This is a genomic window from Streptomyces sp. NPDC017936, assembly GCF_044328485.1.
Lineage (GTDB): Bacteria > Actinomycetota > Actinomycetes > Streptomycetales > Streptomycetaceae > Streptomyces.
In genome coordinates, this window is record NZ_JBIRHK010000017.1 from 191105 (window position 1) to 208970 (window position 17866).

14 protein-coding genes and 6 pseudogenes are annotated in these 17866 nt (G+C 71.5%); 6 read left to right on the forward strand and 14 right to left on the reverse strand.

The window, feature by feature from the left end:
• Positions 1–366 precede the first annotated feature (366 nt).
• Positions 367–864 (reverse strand): SMI1/KNR4 family protein, encoded by a 498-nt coding sequence (locus ACH4F6_RS31065; RefSeq protein ID WP_397963700.1) that lies wholly within the window; start codon positions 862–864, stop codon positions 367–369.
• Between ACH4F6_RS31065 and ACH4F6_RS31070 the strand changes: the two genes are divergently transcribed.
• Positions 808–969, forward strand: a complete 162-nt coding sequence (locus tag ACH4F6_RS31070) for a hypothetical protein (RefSeq protein ID WP_397963707.1) — start codon at positions 808–810, stop codon at positions 967–969. The two genes, ACH4F6_RS31065 and ACH4F6_RS31070, sit on opposite strands and share 57 nt — an antisense overlap.
• A gap of 393 nt (positions 970–1362) precedes the next feature.
• Here the strand turns inward: ACH4F6_RS31070 and ACH4F6_RS31075 are convergent.
• From ACH4F6_RS31075 to ACH4F6_RS31105, 7 genes and pseudogenes are all read right to left on the reverse strand, one after another.
• A pseudogene (locus ACH4F6_RS31075) lies at positions 1363–1506 on the reverse strand (transposase); the annotation flags it as partial.
• Positions 1507–1550: 44 nt separating this feature from the next.
• Positions 1551–1844, reverse strand: a pseudogene (locus ACH4F6_RS31080) (hypothetical protein); the annotation flags it as partial.
• Entirely contained in the window at positions 1765–2373 is a 609-nt protein-coding gene (locus ACH4F6_RS31085; RefSeq protein WP_397963680.1) for a dihydrofolate reductase family protein, read from the reverse strand. The gene ACH4F6_RS31085 and the pseudogene ACH4F6_RS31080, both read right to left, overlap by 80 nt.
• Positions 2374–2572: 199 nt before the next feature.
• Positions 2573–2908 (reverse strand): hypothetical protein, encoded by a 336-nt coding sequence (locus ACH4F6_RS31090; protein ID WP_397963681.1) that lies wholly within the window; start codon positions 2906–2908, stop codon positions 2573–2575.
• A 482-nt stretch (positions 2909–3390) separates the two neighbouring features.
• Complete coding sequence (locus ACH4F6_RS31095; protein WP_397963682.1) at positions 3391–4701, reverse strand: hypothetical protein; 1311 nt, start codon at positions 4699–4701, stop codon at positions 3391–3393.
• A gap of 917 nt (positions 4702–5618) precedes the next feature.
• Positions 5619–6150 (reverse strand): annotated as a pseudogene (locus ACH4F6_RS31100) (transposase); the annotation flags it as partial.
• Positions 6151–6200: 50 nt separating this feature from the next.
• Positions 6201–6602 (reverse strand): SgcJ/EcaC family oxidoreductase, encoded by a 402-nt coding sequence (locus ACH4F6_RS31105; protein ID WP_397963683.1) that lies wholly within the window; start codon positions 6600–6602, stop codon positions 6201–6203.
• A gap of 651 nt (positions 6603–7253) precedes the next feature.
• On the opposite strand from ACH4F6_RS31105, the gene uppS reads away from it, so the two are divergent.
• From uppS to ACH4F6_RS31120, 3 genes are all read left to right on the forward strand, one after another.
• Entirely contained in the window at positions 7254–7937 is a 684-nt protein-coding gene (gene uppS, locus ACH4F6_RS31110; RefSeq protein ID WP_397963701.1) for a polyprenyl diphosphate synthase, read from the forward strand.
• Positions 7938–8023: 86 nt separating this feature from the next.
• Positions 8024–9433, forward strand: a complete 1410-nt coding sequence (locus ACH4F6_RS31115; RefSeq protein ID WP_397963702.1) for an oxygenase MpaB family protein — start codon at positions 8024–8026, stop codon at positions 9431–9433.
• A 288-nt stretch (positions 9434–9721) separates the two neighbouring features.
• Positions 9722–10963: a HEAT repeat domain-containing protein gene (locus ACH4F6_RS31120; RefSeq protein ID WP_397963684.1), complete on the forward strand. Its 1242-nt coding sequence runs from the start codon at positions 9722–9724 to the stop codon at positions 10961–10963.
• Positions 10964–11274: 311 nt separating this feature from the next.
• Here ACH4F6_RS31120 and ACH4F6_RS31125 read toward each other — a convergent pair.
• The 5 genes and pseudogenes from ACH4F6_RS31125 to ACH4F6_RS31145 form a co-directional block, all read right to left on the reverse strand.
• Positions 11275–11427: pseudogene (locus ACH4F6_RS31125) on the reverse strand (FAD-dependent monooxygenase); the annotation flags it as partial.
• A 138-nt stretch (positions 11428–11565) separates the two neighbouring features.
• Entirely contained in the window at positions 11566–12246 is a 681-nt protein-coding gene (locus ACH4F6_RS31130; protein ID WP_397963685.1) for a class I SAM-dependent methyltransferase, read from the reverse strand.
• Positions 12247–12593: 347 nt separating this feature from the next.
• Entirely contained in the window at positions 12594–13478 is an 885-nt protein-coding gene (locus tag ACH4F6_RS31135; protein ID WP_397963686.1) for a class I SAM-dependent methyltransferase, read from the reverse strand.
• Between the two features lie 372 nt (positions 13479–13850).
• A pseudogene (locus ACH4F6_RS31140) lies at positions 13851–14252 on the reverse strand (MFS transporter); the annotation flags it as partial.
• 318 nt (positions 14253–14570) lie between these two features.
• Positions 14571–14990, reverse strand: coding sequence for a DUF6223 family protein (locus tag ACH4F6_RS31145; protein ID WP_397963687.1), 420 nt, complete (start codon positions 14988–14990; stop codon positions 14571–14573).
• A gap of 218 nt (positions 14991–15208) precedes the next feature.
• On the opposite strand from ACH4F6_RS31145, the gene ACH4F6_RS31150 reads away from it, so the two are divergent.
• A complete protein-coding gene (locus tag ACH4F6_RS31150; protein ID WP_397963688.1) occupies positions 15209–16336 on the forward strand; it encodes a sensor histidine kinase in 1128 nt (375 codons plus the stop codon).
• A complete protein-coding gene (locus ACH4F6_RS31155) occupies positions 16333–16995 on the forward strand; it encodes a response regulator (protein ID WP_397963689.1) in 663 nt (220 codons plus the stop codon). The genes ACH4F6_RS31150 and ACH4F6_RS31155 overlap by 4 nt, the downstream gene beginning before the upstream one ends.
• Positions 16996–17780: 785 nt before the next feature.
• Here ACH4F6_RS31155 and ACH4F6_RS31160 read toward each other — a convergent pair.
• A pseudogene (locus tag ACH4F6_RS31160) lies at positions 17781–17866 on the reverse strand (IS5/IS1182 family transposase); the annotation flags it as partial.

The window sequence follows — 17866 nt, forward strand, 5'->3', positions numbered from 1 at the left end:
CGCACCATGCCCGACGGCACTACCGGAACATGACGCGACAGCGCCCATATCCCAGCGACCTCTCCGATGCCCGCTGGGGACTGATCGGATCCACGCTCACCGCCTGGCGAGCCGAAAGCAGAGTTAAGGGTCGGCGATCGCGCCGGAGTGCCGGCGCGATCGCCGGCACCGCCTACCGGGCCCGCTACGACGAGAGCGGACAACTGCGGCCCGGGCAGGCGGCGCAACGTGCCGTGCCCGCCTCGCCGTTCGTCGGGCGGGGGCCCGGGCTGCGGTGAGCCGGACGGCCCGGACTGTTTTTGCTCCGGGACGCACGCCTGAGGACGGTGTGCTTGGACGGTGTCAGCTCTTGGCCGGAGAGCGGCCTCATCTCAATTGGTACCAGTCGTCGCCGCCGGTTCGGAGCGAACGGCCGAGGTGGTCCTGCAGGTTGTTGGCGACCCATCGACGGCTGTCGTTCTCGTGCTCCCAGACGAAGATGTCGGGACGCTCAGGCCTCTGCACGAAGGCGAACTGGTCGCCGCCTCCGTTGTCCCCTAAGAAGAGAAGGGCGTTGAACGGCATGTAGAGCTGTGCGAACGTCTGGTCGGACCAGAAGGGCAGGTTCCGTTCGACGATCTGATCGATGGACCAGACGGTGTCCACGTGAGTGCGTCCGATCACCCCGTTGCTTTCGAGGAGCAATTGCCGAAGCTCCGTCGGCAGCGTTCGCCTCAGTCGCGTCTCCGCCGCAGCGAGATCGGATGCCTGGGCCGGTTCCCGGAAACCTACGCCGGGAAAGACCGATGGATCGTTCACCGGCTCCTGATGGCCGACCCGGAGAGCGACTGCTGTCTGCGGCTCCTGGAGGCGAACGTGTCGCATCCCCGGGTGAGCGACCTGGTCTTCCACCCCTCCGAGGCCCCTGCGGACGTGTCTGCGGAGCGGATTGTCGACGAGGCGCTGACGTACCGACCGATCGCGCTCTGAGCTACGGAGACGGTCAGCCGGCCGTGGGCTGCTGTTCGGCGCGGGCACGGACCGGCCTCCTGTCGCGGCCAGGGCCGGGCACCACCGCGGCTGGGCCCGTTCGGTAGCAGGCACGGGCGCGGGGCGGGTGTACACGGGCGGCCCCGCACGCGGGGTGGGTGCGGGGGCGGGCGGGCCGGGAGCGTGAGACCGGGCGGGCCCGGGCCCGGGAAGGCGTTCGCAGCTTCGGAAGCACGGTGCCGCCTCGCGAACGTCCGAGTGCCCGGCGTCCCCTTTTCGGGCTCCGGCGGCGTGGTGGTGGGCCCGCACGATCGTGGAGTCGACCGACGCCGGCCAGTCGATGTCTCCGGCCGCGTCCGCCTGGGCCTGCGCCGCCTGGAGCATCCGGGTGAACGTGCCGTTCTTGGCCCACCGGCGGAAACGGGTGTGCGGCGTGGCCCACGGCCCGTACCGCTCGGGCACGTCCCGCCAGGACACCGGCCGGGCCGCCGTCCGGCCGGCCGTGACGACAAAGAGACACCGGCGCCCCACGACCATGCTTCACCGATCACGCCCAGGGCCAGCTGCCACTTCTCCCCACACCCCACCCGGGCGGGGATGACACAGGGGCCACGACGGGCGACCTCGGCCGGATCAGCCTCGGGCACAGCCGAACCCCAGCCCGCCGGCACGAACAGCCACCAGCCGAACGCAGCCGAGGCCCAGCCGTGGGCCGGCTGCGGCAACACACCCACCTGACAGCCGATGACCTCACCCGTAGTGCCGGTGCACTGCCCCGACACACATGCCCAGGCCCTACTGATAACTGTCGTGGCCGGGCTCACCGTTCGGCCGGTAGACGCCGACGACGGTGCCGCCCTTCGTCGTCGAGACACTGACCGGCTCCAGCGCAGTGGGGACCGCTCCGCCGGCGAACAACCGCTTGCCGGTACCGATGATCACCGGATGGATGGTCAGCCGGTACTCGTCGACGAGGCCGTGCCGCATGAGGGTCTGGGCGAGGTCCCCGCTGCCGACGACGTTGATGTCGCCGCCCTCGGACGCCTTCAGCTTGCGCACGGCATCGACGACGTCGCCCTCCAGCAGCGTGGAGTTCTGCCACTCGACGGAGGTCAGGGTCCGGGACGCCACATACTTGCGCATGCTGTTCATCCGACGGGTGAACGGGTTGTCGGGATCGGCGGTCGGCCAGTACGACGCGAAGATCTCATACGTCTTACGGCCGAGCAGCATCGCGTCGGAGGGCTCATACCACCCGGCGATGACCGCGCCCACCTCGTCGTCGGCCACCGGCTTCTGCCAGCCGCCGTGCTCGAAGCCGCTCTCAGCGTCCTCGTCCGGACCGCCCGGCGCCTGCATGACGCCGTCCAGCGTCAGGAACGTGCAAACGATGATCTCGCGCATGGTGCGCTCCCTTCGTCGAAGGGCAGACCGCACCACCGCCGCAAACTCATCGGCAGAACTTCCCGGGACAGCACATCCGGCGCCAGACTGCGGTGACTCCCCTCCCCCGACGACCGCTCCCTGCTCGACGGGACTGCCGATGATCGACGCGGGAGGCGCCACGGCATGACGTGCTCCTTGCCCGAGCCGATACCGCCCGTCACCGACGGAACCGATCCGACTCGACGCGAGTCCCTGGAAGAGTTCCCGGAAGGCTTCGGGCTGATCGACAATGCGTCCTGAGCGGTTTCAGGGGGAGAACAGGACGCGCTTGCGTAGAGGCGGTGGCGCGTTCGGAGAAGTCGGCGAGCCCGTCGAGGAAGCGGTCCACGTCGTCGCTGGTGTTGTAGGGGGCCAGGCCCGCACGCGGGGCGGGGTCCTCGGGCTTGAGCGCGGTGAAGGGTTCGTGGGCGTAGAACGACCCGGCCGGTGCCACCACGCCGCGCGCGGCCAGGTGTGCCTGGACCTCGCGGGCGTCACGGCCTTCGATGGACATCAGCACGGTCGGTGTGCGGCCGGGGGCCTCCGCGTGCTGCTCATCAGGAACCGGCCCCGCGGAACCGGGCCCCGGCGCCCGGGGTCTCCGGGCACCGGCAGGCCGTTTCCGGGCAGTGAACGTCCGCGGTCATGTCCGATGCGCTTGCCACGGCATTCCTCGCTGCCGTAGGACCCGTCGCCCTCCCGGGCCGCCTCAGGACGAGACACGCCCCCGGACAAACCAACCCACGCCGACACGTGACACAGATCAGCAGACACACCTCAACCCGCTGCGTCCACGCCCACGACAGGGAGCCGGTGCCTGCCTGCCCGACCAGCCTGAGAGCCCCGTGGTCGTGGTGGCCGAACACGCGTGGACAAGCCCTCCCGGCGGCGCTGGGTCGTACGGTTCACGCCGCACCCAGCGGGTGTGGGGCCGGTACCCCGCAGGACACCGGCCCCACACCTTTGTGACGGGCTCGGGCGAACTGCCTGGCCTGGTCAGCCCACGAACTCGACCATCACGGTCGCCGTGCCGGGCACATGCCGGGCGTCGCCCGCGTAGGTGACCGTGTACTGGGGGTACGTGTTCCAGTCGGGCGGGGTGTCCTGGAAGCGGAAGGTGCCGTCCCGTGCGACCTTCACATCCGGCAGCGCCACGCCGCTGCGCGTCACCGTGACCGCTTTGCGCTTGGGGAAGGGGATCAGGGAGGTCAGCTTCCCCGTCACGGTGACCGGTGTGCCGACGGGGTTCGTCGGCGGGGCGGACAGAGTGATCGTGCTGGACGCCTTGGCGACGTCGGTGACGATGTCGAGAACGACCTCGCCCGAGTAGGGGAAGCGGGTGGTGAACAGCCTGTTGCCGTCGGGCGCCCAGGCCACGCCTCGGGCGAGCAGGTCCATGTACGGCCACGACAACGCGACCGTGCGGTACGGGGCGGTCTCTCCCGGGCGGTAGAGGTAGACGTCCCAGTCACCTCCCGCCACGTTCCCCGCGGCGACCGTGCCGTGGGAGTCGACTGCGACGGAGTTGGGGTACGGGCCGGTGTCGTACTGGACCTCCTGCGTCAGGTCCGACAGACGCCACCGCTGGTGGTAGTAGTGGGAGCCGCTCGCGGTGATCACGCTGCTGCCGTCCGGCGTCACCGCGACGTCATCGACGTTGCCGACGGCGTCGCTGTAGGCGCTCTCCTGAAGCGTTCCGGAGCTTACGTCGTACACGCGCATGCCCAGCGCGAGCTGGCTTTCCGCGGCGACGAGCCGGTCGGGCGCGCCCGGCGACGAGGCGAGTCGCGGTTTGCCGTACCAGACGGGGTTGTCGTCGAGGTCGACGGTCGGGGTCGCTCCGGCCACGGCGACCGACCCGATGCCGGCGTCGAAGACGGTGGCCTGGTAGCCGAAGAACAGCCGGTCACCGACGAGGGCGAGACTCTCCGGTTCGGTGTCGGCCCCGGTGGGGATGCGCCGCGTCTCGGTCAGGGTCGCGGTGTCGATGACGGAGATCGCGTCGGCGTCCGGGAGCGCCACGTACAGGGTGGACTCGTCGGCCGACTCCGCCATGCCGCGGGCCCCGTCGAGACCCTCCACCTTCTTCACGACCTGCCCGTCGTGGTCGGTGGCCAGTACCGCGTCGTCGCCGGGCGCGCTGACGTACACGTGCCGGCTGTCGGCGAGGGTCTGCCAGTGCGACCGCACGGGCAGGACGACGCCGCCCTGGGGCTGTGCCGCTGCCGTGCCGGGCACACCGAGCAGAGGGATCGACGCGGCCGCCAGGGCCAGCGCGACACCCGCCGCACGTCTTCGTATACGCACTTCGAGAACTCCTTCGGGTGCGGATCCGGCCGCACGGGCGCGCGGCCGACGGAGCAACTGTAGGGATCCGCAGTGCCATTGAGCCCGCGAAATAATCGCGGGCGGAGCCTCCGGGCACACCCACCTCCTGGACGCCGGCATCGACGCCTCCAACAGAGCCTCCACCGATCCCGGGACGGTTCGCACTGCCCGCGTCCGGTCGGCGTGACGAGGATGCCGAAGACCAGGACGATGATGATCGCGAGCGGCACCGCCCCATTGATCGTCAGCACGGACATCCCCCGTCCAGCGCGTACGCCTTGCGTCCCGGTGTGGTCAGCAGCGGCTCCTGAGGCAGCCTTGACGGCCGCTGTCGGCGGCAGAGCACACCTGGAGGTACTGACCACGAGCGTTGTCGGCAGTGGACAGGAACGCCTCCCGCCTCTGCGACCGTGGTCGGAGGAGTTCTGTGCTGACGCGAGCTGAACCGCACGCGCGTCACCTCACCCGTCGAGGCACGTCTTGGCGTAGGCCTGCCGGACGACCACAAGCTGCTCTGCGAACTCTTCCCAGCGTTCGCACCGGGCGACTTCCTGCTCCTCGGCGGACCTCAGCCCGACGCGGAGGCGGCGTGGGTGCAGGGCACTCGCGAGGAGTGGGAGGTCGTCGCCGAGTGGTGTGCTGATGCCGGTCTGACCGTTCCGCTCCAGCCGTAGCCGGCAGCAGGTGGTCTGCTGCCTCGGACAGCTTCCAACGGGGGCGGCATCTTCCTGTGGAAGACAGGCCCGACCGGTCCTCGGGAGTGGACGGTCACTGTCGCCTCCCGTAACGGCGGGTGGTGGCACTACACGGGCGGGGCGGTCCCGTTCACGGCTGATCTGGTCAGTGGCGCGCTGGAGCCGTGGGGCTGCCGAGTGTGCGGCCTGAGGTGAGCCGGGTCATGCGGTGAGTCGGCGGTAGCCGGTCAAGGCCGCGGCCATGCCGACGAAGGCGAGGAGGTGTTCGGCCTTGCGTGCGTGGCGTCGGTGCAGGCCTCTGCACCCGGCCGGCCAGGACACGGTCCGCTCGGCCCCCCACCTGGGGCGGCCCAGCCGCGTGGAGGACTCGATGCCCTTGCGGGCGATGCGGTGGCGGATGCCCCGCTGACCGATCCATCGGCGCAGACGGTCGTAGTCGTCTCCCTGGTCGGCGTAAAGCTTGGCCGGGCACCTGCGGCGCGGCCCGCAGCGGGAGCGGACGGGTGAGGTGCCCTGGACGAGCGGCTTCAGCCCGAGGCTTCGTGCAGGTGGGCGCCGGAGATGCCCAGCGAAAGCGGCAGCCCGTTCCGGTCGGTGATCAGGGGGATTTTCGATCCCGGCTTGCCACGGACGGTCGGATTCGGTCCGGTCAACGGCCCCCTCGTGCGGCGCGCACGCTGACGGAGCGGACGAGCGAGATCGTCGGCGTTCTGCCGATGTCCAGCTCCCCCCTCCGTGGGCAAGCCCGAGCGAGACGTCGCCGCGGATCGTTCGGGCGGGTCCTCATGCGACCCGCACTTCGGTGTTCTGGCCGACGTGCAGCAGCCATGTCCCGTTCTCCTGCTTGGTCATGACGTACAGCGGGGCGCCCTCCGTGTCGCCCTCTGCCGAGTGGTAGACCTGCCGGACCTTGACGGCCGCCACGTCGGGCCGCAGGAACTGCGTGTGCACTGCCTCGTAGGTGACCTCGCCGTCCCAGCTCGCGTCGGGCAGGACGGTGCGAGTGAACTCCGCGATCGCGTCGAAGCCGATGAGAACCTTGCCGTGGGCGGTCGTCCAGAGGGCGTCGGGGTGGAAGAGCGCGAGGAACCCCTCGACGTCCTTGGCGCGCTGAGCGCGCTCGACGGCGGCCACGACCTCTTCGATGGCCTTGATGTCTGCGGTTTCGGTGTTCATGCAGATCATCCTGAGACCTCAAGTCAGCTTGAGGTCAAGGGCCGCAGTCGCCGAGACCTCCCGGACAGGTCCTTGGTTGATCGTTTCAGTATGAGATTGCCCGGTGGAGGGAGTCGTGATGGGGCGTCAAGGCGCTGAAGGACCTGGGTGAACTCGTCGCCCTCGACCATGCCGAGGCCTCGGTCGTGTCGCTGATGCCGACGTCGCGGACGACGAGTCCGTCCGAGCACCAGAAGCAACGCTCCACGATGCGCTGCGAGATGCCGAGCGCGTCGTCGGCCGCGCGGCCGACGAGGACGTCACCCTGCGGCTTCCCCCGACTGACACGGAGCCCGGCACGGGGAGGCCCTCACCAGGTGCGCCGCGGCGACCGTCGGGCGGGAGTTCTAGGGGTGAAGGGGACGCCGCACCGTCGTTCCCCGGCTCCCCCTGCTGGCACTCTGCTGGTGGTGATCGTCAACGGGCCCGGCACCGGGCGCGGGACCGTGCCGTCCTGCTGCCACGACCGGCGACATCACCGCGGGAAGACAACGGGTTGCAGGGGGGACGAGCGTGGCAGCAGGACATACCGTCGGCGACACACGCACGGAGCCGGCCGCCGCGCACCGGCCGGCCGACGGCGGGAAGGCGCGCGGGGTGCCGCGCCACGTCGCCTGTGTCATGGACGGCAACGGCAGATGGGCAGCGCAGCGGTCGCTGCCACGCACCTCCGGGCACCGTGCGGCCGAGACGACGGTCATCGACGTCATCGAGGCCGCGCGGTCGGCGGGCGTGGAGTGGCTGAGCATGTATGCCTTCTCCACCGAGAACTGGACCCGTCCGAGCGCCGAGGTCGACTACCTGATGCAGCTCGTGCGCGGGGTGGTCCGCAAACACGCGCCCCTGCTGCACGCGCGCGGCATCCGCTGCCGCTTCCTCGGGGTGAGCGACCCGAGGATCCCCGCCGAGCTCAGGCGCGACTTCACCGACCTGATGACGCTGACCGGCGGCAACCGGGGCATGACCCTGACGGTCGCCTTCGACCACGGCGGTCGCCGCGACATCGTCGAAGCCGCCCGGTCCCTGATCCGCGCCGGTGTGTCCGCCGACGCGGTCGACGAGCGGGCCTTCGCCGCGCACCTGCCCTTCCCGGACACGCCCGACGTGGATCTGGTCATCCGCACCTCCGGCGAGCAGCGCATCTCCAACTTCATGCTCTGGCAGGTCGCCTACGCCGAGTGGGTCTTCCCTCCGGTCCTCTGGCCGGACTTCCGTGCCCCGCACTTCCTCGAGTGCCTGCACACCTACCAGCAGCGCGACCGCCGTTTCGGCGGCGTGCTGCCGCAACAGAACGGAGCCAACTGACCATGTCCAGCCCAGCAGGCGGCCGCCCCGGCGACACCCCTCATGAGCATGCCGGTCACCAGGACGCCGCGAGCGGCCAGGAACCGATGTTCGGGGCCGGCTCGCAGTTCCGGAAGTTCTTCAACGACCCCCGATGGGCGCTGGCCCTGATCCGCGCCACGGTGCTGGAGGCCGCGCACCCGCAGGTCGGTGCCGCGTTGATCGACAACTCCACCTTCGTCACTCACCCCTGGCGACGGTTACGCAACACCTTCCGCAGCGTGCAGCGCATGTTCGCCGAGGACGAGCGGGAACGGCTGCGAGAGGCGGCCCGCCTGAACCGCCTGCACGCCCGCATCGCCGGCGCCGACGGCCGCGACCGGCCCTACGACGCGATGGACCCCGAAGTACGCGCCTGGGTGGTGACGACCCTGTTCGAGAGCGCCGTCACCATGTACCGCCTGTCCGGACAGCCCCTCCAGCAGGAGGAGATGGAACGGCTCTACGCCGAATGCCGGGCGTTCCTCACGATGCTGGGTGATGACGGCGGCCATCTCCCCGCCGACGTGGCCGACTTCTGGCCGTACTACGACCGCGTCGTGGCGGAAGTGCTCGAGAACACCGACGCGATGCGGATCATCCTCTTCAAGCTCTTCGACCATCTGCCGGTCCCGTCCGTCCTCGGCGGGTTCCCCACCCTGTGGGCCGCGGGCCGCAGCCTTGCCGGTCCGCTCCTCGGCGCCGTGACGGTGGCATCCCTGCCGGAGTCCTTCCGCCGACGCACCGGCCTGCCGGAACTGCCCGGCGCGCAGGCCTTGATGCAGGGCGCCTACGTGACGGCCGGGCTGACCCGCTTCCTGCCCGAGGGCTGGATCCGCGCGGACGCCATCGCCGACCTGCTCACGCTCTCCCCCGACAGCGACGACCCGCGCATGCGAACGATCACCGAGCTGAACAAGCAGATCAAACGGGCCGGTGCCCTGATCCGGCTGATCTCCCCGCTCCCGCTCCCGCGTGAGCCCGAACCCGAGAGCCCGGTCCAGCGCAGCGCCGAGGAGTTCTTCGGCGAGGTGCTCGACCAGACCGGCGACGGCTTCCTGGACTGGCCCGACCTGGCCGCCATGGCCCGCGAGCTGTCCACCCGCCTTGATCTGGACGAGCCCCAGGAGACCAGGCTCTACAACGCCTACGCCGACTGGTGGCGGGAGCTGCAGTCGCACCTCGACACCGACGGCGACGGCCGCATCAGCCGCCAGGAGTACGCCGCCGCCGTCCCCTCCCTCGCCGGACCCGCACTGATCAAGGTCGCCGAGGTGCTCTTCGACGCCACCGACAAGGACGGCAACCAGCGCATCGATGCCGACGAGTACCGCGCCCTGTTCCGCGCGGGCTTCCACCGGGACCTCACCACGGAGGACGGCACCTACAGCCGCAGCGCGTTCATCAACGACTTCCTGTCCTTCATGTCCGGCCGCCACCGCACCACCCCCTACGACCCGCTGCTCACCCAGGCCTGAGCCTCCGCCCGCGAGCCCGGGCGTCCGGAACGTGCCCCGATCCGGTCGCCCGGGCTCGGGCCGCACCCGTCAGCGCCCGAGCGGCGAGGACACGACGGGGCGGCCACCGCGGCCGCGGAACGCTCAGCTCGTCCTTCAGCCGGTCCGGCGCCTGACGCACCGCACTGACGCGTCGGCACTGCCGGGCTGCGACCCGCCGGCCGTCACCACGCTGGACCGGGTGCTCGGCGGGGCGCTGAACCGGGCTGAGCGGACCGGCTGTCAGTGCCGTGTGAGACATTGCGGAACGTGACGGAGATCAACGCACCCCTGGCCGGTCTGGACGCGATCGGCTGGTCCGAACTGGAGCACGCGTACGGGCCCGCGGACGACGTGCCCGGGCAGCTGCGCGCCCTGTGCGCCGAGGATGCCGAAGCGCGGCGCGAGGCCCTGCACGCCCTGTACGGCAACATCTTCCACCAGGGCAGCCGCTACCCGGCCTCTGCCGCCGCGGTGCCCTTCCTGGCCCGCATGGCGGCCGACGTCACGCTGCACGACCGCACCGAGCACCTGGAACTGCTGGCGGCGCTCGCCATCGGCTACGACGAGGCGCATCTGCCCGTCGGCCTGGACATCGCGGGCTGGCGGCGCGAAGCGGCGGAGTTCCGGGGGCAGGACCCGGAGGAGATACGCGCCGAGTACGACGCCTGGGTCGAAGCGGCGACCGACGAGGGCGAGCGCCGGGTGCGCGAGATGCGGCGCGCGATGTTCGACCACGCGCAGCAGCTGGAGGCCGTGGAAGCCGAACTGGGAGCCTACGACGCGGTGCGGAGCGAGGTTCCCGTCCTGTCCGCATTGCTCGGCGACGACGATCCGGACGTACGCGCCGCGACCGCCTACCTGCTGGCCTGGTTCCCCGAGGAGGCCGGGGACACGCTGCCGCGGCTGCTGGACGTGCTCGACGGCGAGACGGAACCGGCGGTCGTGGCCACCGCGCTGGTGTCCGCCGGGCTACTGGGCGACGCCGGGCTCGTGCAGCGGCTGACTCCGTTCCTCACGGACGGGGAGCCGGTCGTGCGGTGGGCCGCAGCGACCGCCCTCGCCCGGCTGGGCGCCACCGGCGCCGAGCACGCCGTGAGCGCCGGGGTGCTCGCCGAGCTTGCGGCCACCGAGGCGGAGCCGCCCGGGGCCGGGGTCCTGTTCCACGAGGGCGACCTGCGGGGGTACGCCGCGACCTCGCTCACCCTGCTGGCCGACCGATTCCCTGAGGAGGCCCTGGACGCCGTGACCGACGGCCTGTCCGCGACCTCCGGACCGGCCGGCTTCCCGGTCGCCATGGCGGCCCTGCGGCTGGCCTTCGGGGAGCCGGGACCAGACGGCCTCCCGGAGTTCGAGGAACTGGACGAGCGGCAGCAGCGGCTGATACGCACGCTCGGCTCGTTGGACGCGGACACCTGGCGTTGGGCGAACTTCTGGGAGATCGTCCGCAGATGGGGTCTGCCCCAGCAGCGCGAGGCGATACGCGCCTACGCCGGGATGCCGGAAGAGTGATCGCGCAGATCACGGCTCATGGCTCATGGCTCATGGCTCCGTGAACGTACCGCGTCGCCCGGCCCCGGGTGCCGACCGGACGGCCCCGCCCGTGTTCACCCCTGCCGCGGCGCTGCTCGCCGCCCGAGGGTCTTCGTCCGCCTCGAAACCCCGGGAGATCGCGGCCGGTTCCGCGACAGCACAGGCACCTCGTGCACCTCGGGTACCTCGTGCACCTCGGATGACCTTGCCCGAAGCTGCGGCAGGTGCAGCATGGTCGGCTGGAGGTCTCGATTCCGCAGCGGCACCACCAGGTCACCGGGGCGAGAGCCGCCCCCTGGACAGTCGAGCCTCCCGCCCCGCGCACGAGCCGTCGGTGAGTCCTCCGCCTCGTGGACCGTGGCCGGTATGCCGTGGACGTGCAGAACGCGAGCCGGAGTCAGTCCCCCGAGCCCGGCGCCGGTGATCGTGACGTCAGTGATCATGCTGCTTCCTTACCGGTCGCACGCCTGCCGCGCGGCACCCGGCTGGCTCCCTGGAAAGGTGCCGGAGCCGGCCGGCGAACCGCCGCCATCGGACCGACAGCCCCCGATGGGTGCCCGAGACCGCGCTGCGGAGCGGTCTCAACGCAGCCGGCGCGCGCGCAGCACCAGGTCGTGGGTGTGGTGCGCGCCGGCGCCGCCGTCGGGTACTGCGCGTGGCCGCTGTTCGTCCACCTCCACCACCCAGTCGTCGTCGAGCCGAGCGGCGACCATGGAGGGCCAGACGTAGTCGGCCGGGTCGAAGTCGCTGTCGTGCGCCTGGTGGGTGTCCATTCCTGCGTGGTGCACGAGCAGCAGCAGCCCTCCGGGCGCGACGGCCGCGAGCAGCGCTCGCTCGGCCGCGGCGTCCGGGGTGCGCAGCAGGGCCGGATACTGCGCGGAGACCAGGTCGAAGGAGGCCGGCGGGAGCGCCGCCTCCGTCAGTCCCGCGTGTACCCAGCGGACGGTGACGCCGGCGTCCCGTGCGTGTCCGGCCGCCCGCTGCAGCGCCACACCGGAGACATCGAGCGCGGTCACCTCCCAGCCGCCGCGCGCGAGCCAGACGGCGTCCGCGCCCTCGCCGCAGCCGACGTCGAGCACGCGTCCGGGGCCGAGTCCGGCGACCTCGGCCACGAGCGCACCGTTGGGCCGGCCGCTCCACAACTGGTGCCGGTCGGCGTATCGGTCGTCCCACTCCGCGCGCACCGCGGGATCCCCCACGTACGCATCGGCGGTCGAGGGCATGGCGGACACGTACGGTTCTGCTGCGATGTCGTCGGTCATGGACCCACCGTCGCCCAGCGGCTCCCCGCCACGCCATTCCTGTTGCCGATCCGGCAAAACGCCCACGGGGGCGGTGGAACTCCGTTGCCCGCCGGCAGGGCATCATCGTCGGCAGCGACCTGCGGGTCCCGCGAGGCCGGCATCGAGGGTCCGGCTCTTCGAACCCGGGAACCTTCATCGGCTCGGTCCTGGATCCGTTCGGGTACGGGCGGGCCGGCTCCGACGGCACCACCACCATCGACCGCACCGGCCGGAGCCCGGTCTGCGACCAGCGCCTCAGGACCGGTGGCGCCATGGTGAGCGAGAAGGTCCGGCCGCAGTTCGGCGTCTCCGCGATCCGGTCCACGTCATGGCGGCTCCAGCCGGTCCGGGCGGGCACCCTCGCCGGGGGCGTCCCGCGGACCACCACCGAGGCCGCCGCGACACGTCGGGCCGCCCGGTGTGGACCCGCTCACCGCCCAGGACCTGGCGGTGAGCGTGATGGAACCGTCTGCTGCCGTGGGCACGGTCGCACCGAGGGCGCTTCGAAGCTCTTCCCTTTCGTTCGGGGAGAGGGCGGCAACGTAACCCGGTGCAGGGCCCTGCCCCGCCATGAACGGCTGCCAGAGGTCGTCGAAGTCGGCGAACACCGTGGGCACCTCGAACGAGGTCACGGCCACATCGAGGAGTCCTGAGTCCGCCCACAACGTCCGCAACGGCTCCGGCCGGCAGACGGGGAACCGACGGCCCTCGTCCCGTGCTGCCGCAGCGGGATCCACTGAGGAGGCCGCGTCCCAGAACCGGCGCAGCAAGGCCATTTCCCCGGCGTAGTCCCACACATAGGCTGCCACCAAACCGCCCGGTCGGACGGACCGGACCATTTCGTCCACGGCTCGGCCCGGCTCGGGCAGGAAATTCAGGGTCAGAGCGCTGACGGCCACGTCGCACGCCGCATCGCGTACGGGCAGCGTCACCGCGTCGCCTACGGCGAACCTCGCCGAGGCGGGAGCCGCCGCCGCGGCCGCACCCACGAACGCCTCTGAGCGGTCGATTCCCAGTACCGCCCGGGGCCGGCACCTGCTGCTCACCACTGTGGTGAGTGCGCCGGTACCGCAGCCCACATCCAGCCACCGCAGATCGGCGGAGCAGCCGAGCCAGGAGACGAATGCCTTCGCGACGAGACGACTCCACCGGCCCATGTACCGCTCGTAGGCGTTCCCGGACGCCCACACGTCGAAGCGTTGCTCGCTCATGTCGTCCATGGTCCCGGCTCGGTCACCTCATCGCAGGAACAGGCTGAACGCCAGGAAGTGTCGGATGTGCTTCCGTGGGCCCGCCGATCCGAGGGCGGATCCGGGCGGTGGCGGCGCGACTCGGTGTGAGGGGCGACGTCGCCCGCAGGTGCGGCAGTGCGGTGAGGACGGTTTCCTCGGGGCCGCAAGGCAGCAGGACGCGGGAATCGAACACCTTTCTCAACGGCACAGGAACTTCGTGCGTTGCGGAACGCCGGCCCGTCCCCCGACCAGTGGCCGCTCTGAAAGGGCTCAGTGGACGAAAAAGCCGGCAACCGGGCACTGACTCCGGTTCTGCCTGGCGGACTCCGGTCCGTAACGCTGCAACCGCTCGCCGAGCAGCACCGCGCAGGCCGCGACGGACAGCGCCCCGACCGCACGCCCACGGGACTCGGGCGCGAACAGGCCCACCGCGACCGGTCCCGTCCCGGCCCAGAACAGCGCCTGGGCGAGCGCCGTCAGCAGCCGTGCCGCGAGGAGCGGCCCGTAGGAGGTCGACGGCGCCGCGACCAGACCGGACACGACGAGCGCGGCCAGCAGTCCAGTGAGTACGTGCCGTCGGGGCGCAGCCCGCACGCAGTGAGCGAGGGGAACAGACGCCACAGCCACCGTCACGCCGTGACCGGTGACCAGGAGACCGACCGCTGACAGGGACACCCGAGGGCTCTCGGAGATGAGCTCCAGGAGGCCGACCGGCAGGTTCTCCGCGGTGTTGAAGGTGAAGGCCTCCAGCATCAGGGCCATGAGCACTGCCGGCGCGTGCCGGGGAGCCGGTTGCCCTGTGACCGCACCGCTTCTTCCTGCCCTCGCCCGCCGCAACGGAATTCGTCTTCAGGTCCGGGCGCTGCCGGCGTCAGGACGCGCAGACAGCGGCGGTCGGCCAGGGTCGAAGGCAGACGCTCGGGGCGATGGCCGTACCTGCGGGTCAGGCCAGGGGTCTGCTCCGCGAAGGTCTGGCGCGGACCCTTGGTGTGCCGGCACCAGAACCGCCGGCGGGCGGGGCATTCGATCGGCCTTCAGGCAGACGCGGACGCGCGCTCGTATGCGCCGAGGTCAGCCGGTGCGGCGGGAGCGGGCCAGAGCCAGCCACCCGAGGACCGTGGCGATCAGCCCCAGGAGCAGGGCCCCGGCGCCCGCGACCACTCCGTTCCCGGTGCCGGGGCCACCGTCGGCGACGGCCAGGTTCAGCGTGCCACCCACCACGGCGATCGGTCCCGCCACCAGGGCCGCGACCGCCCCCTTCGTCCCGCCGTGGCCGATACAGCGGCTTGAGCGGGCCAGAGCCAGCCGGCCGACGACCACGCCGGCCAGCGCCAGCAGCGCGGCCGCGGTCGCCCAGAATCGCGCGGCGGTCAGGGTGTACGCGCCGGCCTCGGCCGCCCGGGCCGAGGCGTGCGCGGCCGCCGGTGCGGCGAGTCCGATGCCTGCGAGCAGGGCGGCTGCGGCTGTGGCGAGCAGGCGACGAACAGACATCAGGATGCTCCTTCTCTTCCTGCGACGGGGTGTGGCCCGAGCATGTCTGCCGGAACCGCCCCCGTCGTCCGGCGGGCGGAGACACTTCGCGCTGCCGCCGATGCCGCATCCGGCTGCCACGGACGCCGCAGGCGCCGCGAAGGTACTGCGGGGGCGGTAGTCGGCTGCTCGTCCACGAGGGGGACTCGCCCGCGGCGGCAGCCAGCTAAGGTGCGCGCATGAGGGCAGGTGAGACCGGTGTCCGGGACCGTGTCGGAGACTGGGTCATCGCTGTGGGCGTGGCGGCGGCGCTGCTGGTCACCGGGCTGTCCGAGCGGCACTCCCCCACGAACCTCGGCCTGCTCGGCTACGCGCTGCTGACGGCCGGCGGCCTGGTGCTGGCCGCGCGCCGCCGGGCTCCGGTAGCCGTGCTGGCCGTCGCCGGCCTGTGCGCGGTGGGGTACCAGGCGGCCGGTTTCGACGTGCCTGCTGTCGCGTACCTGTTCGCGGTGTACGCAGCCGTACGGGCGGGACACCGCACCATCACGGTCGCGGTGAGCGTGGCCATGCTGGCCGCTCTCCCCTTCGCGGCCCTGGCCTCGGGCCTGCATGACACGGGCGAGGCGTTCGCGCGGGCCCGAGGCGCCCTGGAGCTGGCCTGGCTGATCGCGGCCGGTGCCGCTGGTGAGGCGCTGCGGCAGGCCGAGCGGCGCGCGGACGAGGCCGAGCGCACCCGGGAGGAGACCGCGCGGCGCCGCGCCGACGAGGAGCGGCTGCGCATCGCGCAGGAGCTGCACGATTCCCTCACCCACCAGATCTCGGTCATCAAGGTGCAGTCCGAAGTCGCCGTCCACGTGGCCCGCAAGCGTGGCGAACAGGTACCGGAGGCCCTGCCGGTGATCCAGGAGGCCGCACGTGAGGCCACCCGGGAGCTGCGCGCGACCCTTCAGGCGCTGCGCGACGACGACACGGCCCCGCCGCGCGGCCTCGACCACGTCCCGGAACTGGTGGAACGAGCGAGCAGGACCGGCCTGGAGGCGACGCTGACGATCGAGGGACAGCGGCACGACGTGCCGGCCGCGGTGGGGCGGACCGTCTACCGGATCGTTCAGGAGTCGCTGACCAACATCGCCCGTCACGCGGACGCCGGCACGGCGTCGGTCCGGATCGACTGCCGTCCGGACGTTCTCGCGCTACGCATCGATGATGACGGCAGGGCGACGCCGGGCACTGCGCCGAAGCCCGGCGTGGGGCTGCTGGGCATGCGCGAACGCGTCACCGCCCTCGGCGGCCGGCTGCGGGCGGAACCGCGCGGCGAGGGCGGCTTCACCGTTCAGGCCGAGCTCCCCCTGGACCGAAGGTCATGATCCGTGTCCTGCTGGTCGACGACCAGCCGCTCATCCGCAGCGGATTCCGCGCGCTCCTCGATCTCGAAGACGACATCGAGGTGGTGGCCGAGGCCGCCGACGGCAACGAGGGCCTGGAGCTCGCCAAGGAGCACCTGCCCGACGTCGCGCTCGTCGACATCCAGATGCCGGTCATGGACGGCATCGAGGCGACCCGGCGCATCGCCGCGGACCCGGCCCTGGCCGGGGTGCACGTCGTCATCCTGACCAACTACGGCTTGGACGAACACGTCTTCGACGCGCTGCGCGCCGGCGCCGCCGGATTCCTGGTCAAGGACATCCTGCCGGAAGACTTCCTGCACTCCGTACGCGTCGCCGCGCGCGGCGACGCCCTGCTCGCACCGTCCATCACCCGCAAACTGATCGACCAGTACGTCGCCCAGCCGCTGTCCACCGGCACCGGCACGGGGCTGCAAGAGCTGACCCGCCGCGAACGCGAGGCCGTCGTGCTGGTCGCGCACGGCCTGTCCAACGACGAGATCGCGGGCCGTCTGGTGATCAGCCCGCTGACCGCGAAGACCCACATCAACCGGGCCATGGCCAAGCTCCGTGCCCGTGACCGCGCCCAACTCGTGGTCCTCGCCTACGAATCCGGCCTGGTAGGCGCACGCGGCACTTGACGCCGGCGGTCCGGGTCCGTGCCCCCCTGCTGATGATCCTCACAACGGCGCCCCTCACAAGCCGCACCATGCCCCCGCTGCAACCGTGAGTGACCCGACCGTGGGCCTGACCACAACGGGTCGGCACACTGTCCCCGGGCGCTCGAGGCCCCGAGCCCGTTACGTCCGGTCAGCACGAAGGGTGAGTACGGCCGTCCCACAACTGCTGGTCATGGGTGACGTACCTGGTCGCTTGAGCTGGTTCAGCTGGGCAGGTGAACTCGCTCCGCGAGTGGTCTCGTGGCCTTCGTTCATCGACCGTCGGCGTTGTCGGTGCCTCGGGACACGGCGCGGAGCGATGGGCCGGACGGAGATCGTGAGGGACTCGCGGCCATGGGGGGTGGGAAGGTCCCCGGCATCCAGCCCGGGACCGGATCGGTGTCCGTGTCCCCGCCCCCCGGCTCCGCCCACCGGAGTCCGGACTGTGCGGTGAACGGTGCAGGTGGCCAACCGTGCCCTCCGAAAGGCCGGCCACGAGTGGGACGATCTTGTCGTGACCGGTGTGATCACGGCGTCGGCCCCTCCTGGACGGCCCGTTCACCGGGCCGGGGTACCGAAGCCGGCCGCGGCGGTGACGCTCGGGTGGCTCGACGGCGACGTGGGATGCGCCCGGCACCTCGACGGCCTTCCGGCGCCCACGCGTCGGTGGAAGAAGCGTTGCAGGGCCGGCAGGACGGCCTTGTCGGCGCCGGCCACCAGTACCCGGGAGGGGATGGTGTGCCGGGCGTCGGCGTCAGTGAGCTTCTTCAGCGTTGCCGCTCCAGGGTGAGGACGGCTTTGGTGATTGACGTCATCCGGTTGGGGCTACATCGCGATCTGCGGAAGATCCGCC